We start from the raw sequence: 12858 nt of genomic DNA, 5'->3' as shown, positions 1-12858 counted from the left end.
AGGCCGGCTCCTTCCGTCGGTCCGCGACGGAGCAGGCGTCCGGAACGAACAGTCAGAGGGGGGCGTATGTTGATTGGCCATGAAGGAAGGCCGGGGGGCCACGGGGGACATGCCCCTGCCTGCTTTCACGTGCTCCCATGCCACCTCGCGGGGGCGCGATGACGATGGCGGTATCCCGGTACGCGGACGCACGACAGTTCGGGGCGCATGCCCCGGAGGTGGAGGAGCGCCTGGCGCTGCTGGCGGAGGCGTCGCGGGTGCTGGCCGACGCCAGCCTGGAGCCTCCCGCCGTGATGGAGCGGCTGTGCGCCCTGGTGGTGCCCTTCCTGGGCGCCGCGTGCACGCTGCGCCTGTTGTCCGAGGACGGCCTGTGGCTGCGCACCATGGCCTCGGCCGCCGCCTCGCCCGAGGCCCGGCTCCTGTTCCAGACGCTCAGTCCCCCGGCGCTGCGCGCGGACGAGGGCCCCTCGCGCGAGGTGCTGCGCACGGGCGAGGCGCAGTGGGCGCCGGACGCGAGCCCGGAGGAGCTGCGTCAGCTGGTGCCGCCGCAGCAGCACGGGCTGCTGGAGGACTTCCCCTTCACGCGGTGGATGGTGCTGCCGCTGCGCGCGCGGGGGAAGGCGCTGGGCACGCTCACCGTGTGGAAGGCCCCCACGCCCGAGCGCACCGTCGAGGCCGCGGAGCAGCTGCTCTTGCAGGAGCTGGCGGACCGGGCCGCGATGGCGCTGGACGTGGCGCGCGCGTACGCGGCGGAGAAGCAGGCGCGGCAGGCGGCGGAGGTGGCGGCGGGGCGGCTGGCGCGGCTGCAGCGGGTGACGGCGGAGCTGTCCCAGGTGCTGTCGGCGTCGCGCGTGGCGGAGGTCATCGTCGAGCAGGGCGTGGAGGCGGTGGGCGCGACGCGCGGCGGGCTGTGGGTGGAGGAGGACGGGCACGCCAGGCTCTTGAGGTGCTCGGGCTATGACGACGCCGACTCGGTGCAGGAGGCGTTCGGCCTGCTCCCGCTGGAGAGCCGGGGGCCGGTGACGGAGGCGCTGCGCGAGGGGCGGCCCGTGTGGCTGGAGTCCCCCGAGGCGCTGACGGCGCGCTACCCGGAGGTGGACCAGAAGCGCCACCACGCCATCCGCGCGCCCTCCCCCGCGTCGGCGTGTCTGCCATTGACGGTGGAGGGCCGGGCGCTGGGCACGCTCCTGTTCGCCTTCTCCGCGCCGCGCGTGTTCGACGCGGACGAGCGCGCGTTCCTGGAGCTGCTCGCCCACCACGCGGGACAGGCGCTGGCGCGGGCGCGGCTCTTGGAGCAGGAGGAGCGGGCGCGCGCGCAGCTGGCCGAGGTCAACGAGCGGCTGGCGGCCATCATCCAGGCCTCGCCGGCCTCCATCATCCTGGTGGACGCGGATGGCACGGTGCGGATGTGGAACCCGGCCGCGGAGCGCATCTTCGGGTGGACGGCCCAGGAGGCGATGGGGCAGGTGCTGCCGGTGGTGCCGCCCGGCAAGCAGGAGGAGTTCCGCCGCAACCTGGCCCGCGCGGGCCGGGGTGAGTCGCTGGGCGGCGCGGTGATGCAGCGCATGCGCAAGGACGGCACGCCCCTGCAGGTGGCGCTGTGGACGGCGGTGGTGCAGCCGGCGAGCGGCGGCTCCGAGCAGGTGCTGAGCATGGCGGTGGACGTCACCGAGCGGCAGCGCAGCGAGAGCGCGCAGCGCTTCCTCGCGGAGGCGGGCGGCGTGCTGGCCACCAGCCTGGAGCAGGAGGAGACGCTGGAGCGCGTGGCGCACCTGGCGGTGCCGTCGTACGCGGACTGCTGCGGCGTCTTCCTGGCGGACGAGGACGGGCAGGTGCGGTGCGTGGCCTCGGCGCACGCGGACGCGGGCTTCCGCGCGTCGGACGGGCAGCCCTCGCCGGGGCTCGCCGTCGTCGCGCGGGTGGTGGCCTCCGGTGAGGCGGAGCTGCGCACCGGGCTGAGCGCGGACGCTCCCGAGTGCGTGCGCCCGCCCGGTGGGGAGGGCTGCTGGGCGTGGCTGTGCGTGCCGCTCCAGGTGCGCGGGCAGACGCTGGGGGCGCTGTCCTTCGTCACCTCGCGGCGCGACTACGACGCGCAGGACCTGGCGCTGGCGCAGGAGCTGGCGCGGCGCTCGGCGTTGGCCATCGACAACGCGCGGCTGTACCGCGAGGCCCGGCACGCCATCCGCCTGCGCGAGGAGTTCCTCTCCATCGCCAGCCACGAGCTGAAGACGCCCATCAGCGCGCTGCAGCTCCAGGTGCAGAGCCTGCTGGCGGGGCTCAAGCGCGGGCCGTCAGCCCTCACGCCGGAGCGGCTGGGGCGGGCGCTGGAGGTGGTGGACCGGCAGGTGAAGCGCCAGACGCAGCTCATCCACGACCTGCTGGACGTGTCGCGCATCAGCGCGGGGCGGCTGGAGCTCAGCCCGGAGCCGTTGGATTTGTCGGCGCTGGTGCGCGAGGTGGTGGAGCGCTTCGAGCCGGAGCTGGAGCGCACGGGCACGCGCCTGGAGCTGACGCTCGCGCCGGAGTCGTTCGGGCTCTGGGACAAGCTGAGAATCGACCAGGTGCTGACGAACCTGGTGAGCAACGCGGTGAAGTACGGGCGCGGCAACCCGGTGCACGTGGTGATGACGGTGGGCCCGGCGTCGGTGCGCGTGGAGGTGCAGGACGGCGGCATCGGCATCAGCGAGGAGAACCTGGCGCGGCTGTTCCACCGTTTCCAGCGCGCCGTGTCCGAGCGGAACTACGGCGGCTTCGGCCTGGGGCTGTGGATTTCGCGCCAGATTGTGGAGGCCATGGGAGGCCTCATCACCGTGAAGAGCGAGCTGGGCGTGGGCTCCACCTTCAGCGTGGAGCTGCCACGCACCCGCCCCTGAGCCAGCGGCTCACAGCGCCAGCAGCAGCAGGGCGGCCTTCTCCTCGGGGCTGGCGGCGAGGAACTCATCCGGCAGCCAGACCTCCGACTCCGGCACCGTGACGGAGTCGCAGCTGCGACGGCCCGCGTAGGAGCGCCCCGGCTCGCGCGCCTTCAGCCGGTACGTGCAGTCCCGGATGTAGATCTTCAGCTCGTCCTTGGTGAACTTCACGGTGGCGGGCCGGCCGCCGAAGCCGCCCTCGGCCTCCACCGTGTCGCCGTCGCGCTTCACCTTCAGGTTCACCGCGGCGGGGCCCAGCGAGCCCTTCACCTCGCCGTCCTTGAACTTCACGTCCACCACGCCCAGGTACGTCCGGCCCCGGAGCCCATCCTTGGTGCGGGTCACCTGGAAGTCCTGGCCGGTGACTTCATCGGACGTCATCACCAGGTTGTACTGCTGCCGGGCGATTCGCAGGTTGATGGCGTCCTGCTTCGGCGCGGACACCGCCCCCCCCGCCCCCAGGACCACCGCCAGAGCCAATACCCCCCGCCGTAGCGGGCTCAGAAAGCGCTTCATCGGAATGCTCCTCGTCGTGGAATACCTTCCTTGAAACGTCCTTCTTCCCATCGCATACCGCGACAGCCCCACCCCCCCGGATTTGCATCCGGGGCCTGACACTCTCCGAGGGCGGCCGCCCGCTCGCCCCACCCCCGGGGCGGTCCGTGATGCCCGGGGGCGGACACCGTCAAACCGCCAGCAGCAGCAGCGTCACCTGCTCCTCGGGGCTGGCCTCGAGGAACGCGTCCGGCAGCCAGAGCTTCGCCTCCCCTCCGGAGTCGCCCACGCTGCAGTTGCTCTGACCCGAGTAGGAGCGCCCCGCCTCGCGCGCGCTCAGCCGGTGCGTGCAGTCCCGGATGTAGATTTCCAACGAGTCCTTGGTGAACTTCACGGTGGCGGGCCGGCCGCCGAAGCCGCCCTCGGCCTCCACCGTGTCGCCTTCGCGCTTCACCTTCAGGTTCACCAGCGCGGGGCCCAGTGAGCCCTTCACCGCGCCGTCCTCGAACTTCACGTCCACCAGCCCCACGGCGGTCCTCCCCCGCAGGCCCTTGTCCTTCCGGCTCACCTGGAAGTGCTGACCCGTCACGTCCTCGGCCCGCATGGTGAGGTTGACCTGCCGCAGACCGAACCGGAGGTTGATGGCGTCCTGCTTGGGCGCAGACACCGCCGCCCCCGCGCCCAGGACCACCGCCAGCGCCAGGACACCCCGCCGGAGCGGGCTCGGAAAACGCATCATCGGGATGCTCCTCGTCATGGAACGTCGTGGAACCACCTTCGTGGAACGCGCGGCCGCCCGGGACATACCGGGATGTCCCGGGCCATACGCTGTGTCCGGGCGGCTACTTCGGCGCGGGCGCCTGGGGTGCGCCCAGGTGCTTCTCGAAGAACATCATCGTCGTCATCTGCGCGTAGTCGCGGGTGGGCTTCTTCTGGAAGCCGTGGCCCTCGTCGGTGGCCAGCATGTACCAGACGTCCGGCGCGCGCTGACGCACGGCCTGGACGATCTGCTCCGCCTCCGACTGCGGCACGCGCGGGTCATTGGCCCCCTGCTGCACGAAGAGCGCCGCGCGAATCTTGCCCACCGAGCCCAGCGGGGAGATGCGCTCCTGCACGCGGCGCACCTCGGGGATGCGCTCGTCGCCGTACTCCGCGCGCCGCAGGTCCCTGCGGTACGCCTGCGTGTTCTCCAGGAAGCTGGGCAGCGAGGAGATGCCCACCACGTCCACCGCGGCCTTGAAGCGGTCGGGATAGAAGGCCACCGACGCCAGCGTCATGTAGCCGCCGTACGAACCGCCCGAGACACCCACGCGCGTGGCGTCCAGCTCCGGCCGAGAGGCGATGAAGTCCAGCGTCGCGCCGATGTCCTTCAGGCTCTGCTCGCGCTTCACGCCGTCATCCATCGCGCGGTACGCCTTGCCGTACCCGTCCGAGCCGCGCACGTTGGGCACCAGCACCGCCATGCCCAGCTCGCTGGCGATGAACTGGGTGAAGTTGCTGAACATCGGCCGGCTCTGTCCCTCCGGTCCGCCGTGGAAGCTGACGACGACGGGCACCTTCTTGCCGCCCGTGTTCCTGGGCACGTAGAGGAGCGCGGGCACCTGCACGCCGTCGGTGGACGGGTAGCGCACGAGCGTGGGCTCCACGAACGCTTCCGTGTCCAGACCGCCCACCTCCGAGCGCGTCCAGCGCGTCGGCTTGCGCGACTTCAAGTCCACCGTCCACACGTCCATGGGGCTGCGCGCGCTGCCCAGCGAGAGCGCCAGCACGTCCGAGCGCTTGCGCGGGAACTTCAGCCCGCCGCCCACGCCCTTGGGCAGGGTCGTCAGCGCGGACAGGGCGCGCGTGCGCGTGTCGAGCAGCGACACCGTGGTGTAGCCGTCCTCGTTGAAGGCCACCGCCAGCTTGCGCCCGTCCGGGGACAGCGCCAGGTCCGTCACGCTCCACTTCACCGACTTCGTCAGCGAGGGCGGCGGCGCGGCCGTGGGCGCGGTGCGCGTGTCGAGCAGGTACAGCTCGGAGAAGTCGCTGTAGCGGTCCGTCACCAGATACACACCCTGGCCGTCCTTGGTGAAGGTGGCGCCGTCGACGCTGCCCTTGCCCTCGGAGGGCGTGAGCTGACGGCGCTCCCCGGACGCCACGTCCACCAGGAACAGGTCCGAGTCATCCGCGGCCCGGAAGCGCTGCACCAGCAGCTTCGAGCCATCCGCGGAGAACTCCTGCGGGGAGTACGTGCCCTCCAGCTCCGTGAGGCGGCGCGCCTTCGTGGGCTCCGACGTGGGGGCCACGTACACGTCCGTGTCCTTGCCGTTGCGGCCCGTGCCCGCGTACGCCAGCCAGCGGCCATCCGCGGAGACGCGCAGCGCCTCGTGGCGGCTCTTGCCATCCGTCAGGAGCTCCGAGCGGCCCGTGCGCCGGTCCAGCTTGAACACCTGGAAGAACTCACCGCCGCCCTTGTCCTGCAGGTAGTAGACGACGTTCGCGTCACCCGGCTGGAAGACAGCCCGGTTGATGGGCTCCTTCGCGAAGGTGATTTGCGTGCGCGCGCCCATGGGCATCTCCACCACGTGGAGCTGGTTGGTATCCGCGAAGCGCGTGGTGATGAGCAGCTGCTTGCCGTCATCACTGGCGTCCGAGAGCGCCGCGGTGCGGGACTCCAGGTACTGCTCCATCCGGCGACGCAGCGCGTCCGGCACCGGGGGCACGTTGCTCACCCACACGTTCGGCTGACCGGGCAGCGGCGCGATTCCGGGCACCTGTGATGGTTTCGCGGCGGCGCCCTGGGCGGCGGCGGGGGTCGCGGCGGGCGCGGGCGCCTGGGTCCAGAGCAAGGACACGACGAGGGGAATCAGGCCTGGGTTCATGGGGCGGGCACGGTAGCAGCGCTCGCGCGGACACGTCCCATCAACCAGGTCCACCGCCTCATTTCGTAAGGGCCCTCCAACAACGAACAGGCCCTGGCTCCCCCGAGCCCGAAGGCCGCTTCAATGGAGGCGCACATGAAGAGGAACGCCTGGAATCGCCGTGGCATCACCCTGGCGCTGGCCGCCACGCTGTCCGCGCTCGTCGGCTGCGGAGACGACGACGAGACGCCGCCCGACCCGACGCCGTCCACCCAGGCGAAGCTGCGCGTCGTGCACGCGTCGCCGGACGCGCCCGCCGTGGATATCTACGCGGAGGGCAACTCCACGCCACTGTTCACCAACGTGCGTTACGGCGACACCACGTCCTACGCCACGGTGCCGACGGGGACGTACAACGTGCAGGTGCGCGCGGCGGGCTCGGCGGCCACGTCCGCGCCCGTCTATTCCACCGGTCCCCTGACGCTGACGAAGGACCAGAGCGTGAGCGCGGTGGCCGCGGGCCTGCTCACCGCCACCGACAGCGCGAGCGGCTTCCGCGTGCTGCCCCTCACCGAGGGCTTCGGCGCGCCCGCGGAGGGCCGTGCGCGCGTGCGAATCGTCCACGCGGGCGCGGACGCGCCCACCGTCGCGCTGGACGTGGGCGACGACGGCAGCTCTGAAATCACCAGCCTGGCGCGCTTCCAGGACACGGGGGCCGCGGGCGTGGAGTTGCCCTCCGGACAGTCGCTCCAGGTGGGCGTGCGCACGACCGACAACCAGAAGGTGACGTCCTTCACCGTGCCCGCCCTGCCCTCGCGCGGCGAGGTGTTCGTCATCGCCACGGGCAGGCTGTCCGAGAAGGCGCACGCGCCCGCGGGCTTCGGGCTGCTCGCCGCGGGCGTCGGGCTGGTCCGCCAGAACCCCGTCGTCTACGCGCTGCACGCCTCGCCGGACGCGCCCTCCGTGGACGTCTTCGTCGGCAACGCGGAGCTGGTGGATGACCTCAACTTCGGCGAGCTGTCCGCGCCCATCCAGGTGCCGCCGGGCAGCTACACCCTGGACTTCTTCGCCAGCGCCTCCGGGAGCACGCGCCCCTCGGGCGCCCCCGCCGCCAGCCGGCCCACGCCCGCGCTGGTCGCCGGTGAGCGCTACCTGGTCCTCGCCTCCGGATTCCTGAGCCCCGCGGCGGACGACCCGGCGGACTCCACCTTCGAGCTGCTCGCCTTCACGGAGGGCTTCACGCCCGACACCGACAGCCTGCGGCTGCGCGTGGTGCACGCCTCGCCGGACGCGCCCGTGGTGGACGTGTCGCCGGTGGAGAACGGCGTCGTCCCGGCCAGCGCCGCCTTCGATGACCTCCCCTACCGGCTGGCCACCTCGGTGGAGGGCCGGGAGCTGCCCGGCGCCCAGCTGCTGGTGGGCGTGGCGGCGGCCAGCTCGGCGGACCGCTCGCCGGTGGCGCGGTTCCAGTTGGACACCAGCGCCTTCCTGGGCCGGGGCGTCTTCGCGGTGGCCGCGGGCGCGCTGTCGCCCTCGACGGGGAGTGAGGCGGCCTTCCGGTTGGTGCTGGTGGACACGAGCACCACGCCCTGGAGCGCGCTCAACGTGCATCCGCAGCCGTAACGCATTTTCCCGCCGTCCGTCTGCGAGGACATCCAGGCCAGCAAGCTGGCGCCGCGCAAGCCTCGTGCCCGCGGCGCCAGTCGTTCGTTCTGCCGTCGGGAGGGAGGCTCCATGAAGCGCCGCGTCGCGCCCATCCTGCTGCTCCTCACCGCGCTGACGGGCGCGTGCCTGGACCCCATCCGGAGCGCTCCGACGGATGCGTGCGAGGAGGACACCGAGGAGTGTCCGGAACCGGACTCCGAGCCGAGGGGCGTGGCGGAAAAAGTCACGGTGGGACGGCAGCACGCGTGCGCGCTGTTGGAGAGCGGCGGCGTGCGGTGTTGGGGCGGCACGGGACTGGTGGGCGACGGCACACGCGCGCTGCGGGCCTCCGCCGTGGCGGTGAAGGGCCTGTCCACCGGCGTGCTCGGTATCTCCGCGGGCGCGGACCACACCTGCGCGGTGCTGGAGGGCGGCACCGTGCGCTGCTGGGGAGACAACACGTCGGGGCAGCTGGGTCAGGCCTCGCTGTCGTCGTCGCTGGAGCCCCTGGATGTCGGCGGCGTGGGCTCCAACGTGCTGACGGTCGCCTCGGGTGAAGCGCACACCTGCGCGCTGCACGCGGGGGGACAGGTGACGTGCTGGGGCGACAACTCACGACTCCAATTGGGCGCGTCGGAGGTGAGCGAGCGGAGCTACACGCCCGTCGAGGTGCGGGGCCTGCCCGCGAACCTCACGGTGCTCGCGGCGGGCGCGTACCACACCTGCGCGGCCACCACGGCGGGCGAGGCGTGGTGCTGGGGCGACAACGCCTACGGCGAGCTGGGAGATGGGCTCGCGGGCGTGGGACTGAAGTCGCCGCCCGTCCGGGCGCGGAGCCTGGCCCTGCCCGTGAGGGCGCTGACGGCGGGCAAGGGACACACCTGCGCGCGCGTGGGCGACGGGGCGGTGGAGTGCTGGGGCTTCAATGCCTCGGGAGCGCTGGGGGATGACACCGCGCTCGACAGCACGGTGCCGGTGCGCCCGGTGGGGCTGACGGCGGACATGCGCCAGGTGCGCGCGGGCACGGGCTTCACCTGCGCGCTGAGCGCCGAGGGACGGGTGCGCTGCTGGGGCCTGAACGAGGCCGGGCAGCTCGGCGACGGGACGCGGGTGCATCGCGCGGCGCCGGTGGACGTGTCGGGCCTGGCGAACGAGGTGGTGGACCTGGGCACGGGTGTGACGAGCACATGCACGGTGCTGAGGGATGGGCGCGTGCAGTGCTGGGGCGCCAACGCCGCCGGGCAGCTGGGTGACGGGACACAGACGGAGCGCGCCGGGCCCGTCGAGGTCCAGGGGCTCGAGGCCCCTTGAGGGGAGGACGGCATGTCGCTGTTGAGGGACGACCCGCGGTTGCTGCAGGCCTTCCGCCGAGGAGAACCGGAGGCGCTCGCGCGTGTCTATCGGGCCTACTCCGCGCACGTGGCGCGGTTCCTGTCGCGCACGTACGTGTCCCACGGGCCCGGGGGCCTGGGACGCGTGGGTCCGTTGGACCTGGAGGCCGCGCACCAGGAGACCTTCGTGCGCGCCTTCCGTGAGCAGGCGCGGCTCGCGTACGACGGCGTGCGTCCGTATTCGACGTGGCTCAACGCGGTGGCGAAGCAGGCGGCGGTGGACGTGCTGCGCTCGGCGGGCCGCATCGCGCGCGAGGCGGTGGCGCTGGATGACACGCCGATGGCGGAGCGGCTGGCGAGCACGTCGCCCTCTCCCGAGGACCGGGCGCTCGAGGGGGAGCTGCGGGAGCTGGTGAGGCGCTTCCTCGCGGGGCTGGACGAGGGGACGCGGAGGTTGGCGGACCTGCGCTTCGTGCAGGGGTTGTCCCAGGAGCGCGCGGGGCTGCTGTTGGGGTGGTCCCGACAGGAGCTGAGGACGCGCGAGATGAAGCTGCGGCGCGCGATGACGGCGTTTCTCGTGGAGGAGGGCTGGCTGATGGCGGAGTCGCCCGATGGGCTGCCTTCCGCCGCGGCCACGGCCGCGATGGTGGCCCTGCTCTTCCCCCTCTTCGTGCCCTGACGAGAGTGAGTTGCCCATGGCCTTGTTCACTCCCCACGTGGACCGACAGCTCGTCCACCTCGCCAACGACGGCACCCTGCCTCCGCGACAGTGGAGCCGGGTGCTGAGTCATGCGCGAGCCTGCGAGCGCTGTGGCGCCCGCTATGCACAGGTGATGAACCTGCGCCGCGTGTTCGCGCGGGACACCGTCACCGAGCCGACCCCGGGAGAGTTGGAGCGGCTGTCCACCCACGGCCTGCAGGCGGTGCTGGGGGCGCTGGAGCGGCGTGAGGTCTCGGCGTCCGTGGACGTGACGAAGGGCCCGTGGGCGCGCGTGCTCGAGTGGGTGCGCGGGGCGTGGAACATGCCGACGCTCGGGCACGTGGGCACGGCGTGGGTGCTGGCGCTGATGGTGTCCGCCGGGGTGCTGTGGACGGGCGTGCCTGAAGACACGGGAGAGTGGGCAGCGCGCGGCGAGGGCCCCGGCACCGCGGTGCTGCGGCTGTTCTGCGTGCCGTCGGACGCGGAGCTGCGTGAAGTGCGCGGACAGGGCACGTGTCCTTCGGGAGCATCCCTCGCGTTCGCGGCGGGCGTGCGGGCGCCATACACGCATGTCGCGGTGGTGGTGCGCACGGAGCAGGGCTCGCGAGTGGAGGGGCCGTTCGAGGTGAAGGCGGCTCCGGGCGCGGAGACCGCGCTGGACATCACGCCACGGCTGCCCGCGTCGGGCGAGGTGGAGCTCACCGCAATCTTCGCGTCGAGCGCGAGCGTCGCGCTCTCGGCCGCGCGCGGAGAGACGGTGCAAGGCGAAGTGGCCCAGGTGCGGCACAGGGTTCGAGTGGAGGGCAGCAAGCCATGACGCACTGGATGGAAGGGGAGCGTGGAGGCGCGCACGAAGGGCCCGGGAGGGAGTCGCCGGGCACGAGGCTGCTCGGGGCATCGCGGCGCATGCGGGAGTCTCGGCGCGGGAGATGGCGCGAAGCATCGCGTCCCCTCCATGAGTGCACTGTCACATCGCAGCGCGTGACGCGCACCTCAGGCCGCATCGAGATGTGGCAACTCGAAGCCCCATCCCTCCAAGAGCGCATCGACACGGAACGAATCGGCGCGTCGAGCTGCGTGACGCGCATCTCATGCCGCATGGAGATTCGCTTCCTCTCCAGGTCCCGGGGGCTGCGATGAGTCGAGAGCGCTACGCACTCCTCGGGCGGTCATGGGCGCTGCTGTTCCTGTGCACGGCGACGATGAGCGCCGCGCAGGCCGAGAATCCGGCCTCGCCGGAGCCGTCTCCCGTGCGACGCGCCCTGGTCGTCGCATACAACGGCAGCGACACCCCGGGCATGCCGCCGCTGCGCTACGCGGATGACGACGGCGTGCGCTGGGCCGAGACGCTGCGCCGGCTCGGCGTGGACGTGGTCCTGCTCACCGTCCCCGACGCCGAGACCGCCCAGGCCGAGCGCGAGCGGCTGGCCGACGCCCGCCTCCCCACGCTCACGGTGCTCGATGAGACCGTGGACCAGCTCGCGCGTCGCAACGCCGAGGACCGCGCCGCCGGGCGCGCCGTGGACTTCCTCTTCATCTACGTGGGCCATGGCCGTACCGGCGAGTCGGGCCGCGCCTACCTCACGCTCGCCGACGGACAGCTGGACCAGGAGGGCCTCTACTCGCGCGTGGTGGAGAAGCTCGACGCGGACTACGTGCACCTGCTCGTCGACGCGTGCCACGCGGCGGGCGTCGTCGGCAGCCGCGGCGGAGACCCGCTCGTGCTGCGCAGGCTGCGACGCGCGCTGGAACAGGAGCAGCTCGCCGGCCACCCCCGCGTGGGCGCCATCTTCGCGGAGAGCACCGAGGGCGAGACTCACGAATGGTCCCGCATCCGCGCGGGCGTCTTCAGTCACGCGGCGCGCTCGGCGCTGCTCGGCGGCGCGGACGTCAACGGCGATGGTCGCGTCGAGTACAGCGAACTGGACGCCTTCGTCGCCGCCGCCATCCGCGGCGTGAAGTCCCCCCAGGCCCGGCTCGCGGTGCGCACCTTCCCTCCCGCCCTCAGCCCCTCGCGCGCGCTCGTCGGCCCCGCCCCGGACGGCCCTCGCCTCGACCTCCCCCCAGCCCCCCGAGGCGCACGCATCTCCGTGGAGGACACCTCCGGCGTGCGTCTCGTGGACGCGCACCAGGCGGCGGGAGAGCCCCTGACGCTCGCGTTGCCGGAGCGCGCGGCGTACTGGCTGCGCACCCCCGGCGGCGAGGCGCGCGTGCGTCGCTCGGACCTCAGGTCCGGAGAGCTCCCGCCCTCCTCGCCACCCGAGGTCGCCTCTCGCGGCGCCGCCGAGGAGAGCCTCCTCCAGGGTCTCTTCGCCCTGCCCTTCGGCCGCGACTTCTACGAGGGCTATGTCGCCTCCACCGGCGTGCCCGCCGTCGACTTCTCCACCGCCCTCTCTCCCGGCGAACCCTCCGGCGTCCCGCGCTCACTGGGCCTCGAGGTCGGACTCACCCTGGGCACGCCACCCCTGGGAGGACGCGGCGTCGCTCGCGGCCTCGCCCTGTCCTGGCGCGCCCCCGGCCCGGGCCTCACCCGATTCGGCGCGCGCGCCACCTACGCGCTGGCCCCCGACGCCTGGGCGGACGACGCCACGCTCCAGCGCATGTCCGTGCTCGCGATGGCGGGCCTGGGAGGACGCGGCACCCTGGCCCCCTTCGCCGAGGTGGGCGCTGGCTGGCTGATGACCGTGGTGGACCGACCAGGCCGCCGCGAAGGTGACGCCCTGGGCCTCTCCGCGCGCGCCGCCGCGGGCCTGCGCTGGAAGACGGGTGACTTCGCGCTGAGGGGCACCCTGGGGCTGGACTGGGACTCGGTCCGCGTGGACGGACAACGGCGGGGACGGTGGATGCCCGGCGTCGAGCTGGGCCTGGAGCGCTGAGCCACCGCCGTCCACCCGGTGCACGGCCGCTGTGAACGGCGTTGACAGTCCTGCCCG

At 72.8% G+C, this 12858-nt stretch carries 9 protein-coding genes; 6 read left to right on the top strand and 3 right to left on the bottom strand.

Translation table 11 applies throughout. The features are described 5' to 3' along the window. The first annotated feature begins 158 nt into the window (after positions 1-158). Positions 159-2873, top strand: a complete 2715-nt coding sequence (locus tag K8625_RS06690; protein ID WP_267698423.1) for a GAF domain-containing protein — start codon at positions 159-161, stop codon at positions 2871-2873. 9 nt (positions 2874-2882) lie between these two features. On the opposite strand, the gene K8625_RS06685 is transcribed toward K8625_RS06690, so the two are convergent. The 3 genes from K8625_RS06685 to K8625_RS06675 all read right to left on the bottom strand — a co-directional run bounded on the left by K8625_RS06685 (position 2883) and on the right by K8625_RS06675 (position 6271). Beyond that, on the bottom strand, positions 2883-3428 hold the full coding sequence (locus K8625_RS06685; RefSeq protein ID WP_223782204.1) for a hypothetical protein: 546 nt from the start codon (positions 3426-3428) through the stop codon (positions 2883-2885). Positions 3429-3597: 169 nt separating this feature from the next. After that, on the bottom strand, positions 3598-4146 hold the full coding sequence (locus K8625_RS06680; RefSeq protein WP_223782203.1) for a hypothetical protein: 549 nt from the start codon (positions 4144-4146) through the stop codon (positions 3598-3600). 103 nt (positions 4147-4249) lie between these two features. Next, entirely contained in the window at positions 4250-6271 is a 2022-nt protein-coding gene (locus tag K8625_RS06675; RefSeq protein ID WP_223782202.1) for an alpha/beta fold hydrolase, read from the bottom strand. A gap of 135 nt (positions 6272-6406) precedes the next feature. Between K8625_RS06675 and K8625_RS06670 the strand changes: the two genes are divergently transcribed. The 5 genes from K8625_RS06670 (at position 6407) to K8625_RS06650 (ending at position 12801) form a co-directional block, all read left to right on the top strand. After that, a complete protein-coding gene (locus K8625_RS06670; RefSeq protein ID WP_223782201.1) occupies positions 6407-7873 on the top strand; it encodes a DUF4397 domain-containing protein in 1467 nt (488 codons plus the stop codon). Between the two features lie 111 nt (positions 7874-7984). Then, positions 7985-9205, top strand: coding sequence for an RCC1 domain-containing protein (locus tag K8625_RS06665; RefSeq protein WP_223751445.1), 1221 nt, complete (start codon positions 7985-7987; stop codon positions 9203-9205). Positions 9206-9217: 12 nt separating this feature from the next. Next, positions 9218-9904: an RNA polymerase sigma factor gene (locus K8625_RS06660; RefSeq protein ID WP_223782200.1), complete on the top strand. Its 687-nt coding sequence runs from the start codon at positions 9218-9220 to the stop codon at positions 9902-9904. 16 nt (positions 9905-9920) lie between these two features. Then, positions 9921-10742, top strand: a complete 822-nt coding sequence (locus K8625_RS06655; protein WP_223751446.1) for a hypothetical protein — start codon at positions 9921-9923, stop codon at positions 10740-10742. Positions 10743-11061: 319 nt separating this feature from the next. Beyond that, positions 11062-12801 carry a caspase family protein gene (locus K8625_RS06650; protein WP_223782199.1) on the top strand — a complete coding sequence of 580 codons (1740 nt, stop codon included), beginning with the start codon at positions 11062-11064 and terminating at the stop codon, positions 12799-12801. Positions 12802-12858: the final 57 nt, after the last annotated feature.

It is taken from the genome of Myxococcus sp. AS-1-15 (assembly GCF_020037055.1).
GTDB classification, from domain to species: domain Bacteria; phylum Myxococcota; class Myxococcia; order Myxococcales; family Myxococcaceae; genus Myxococcus; species Myxococcus fulvus.
This window is presented reverse-complemented; position numbering and strand designations above follow the sequence as displayed.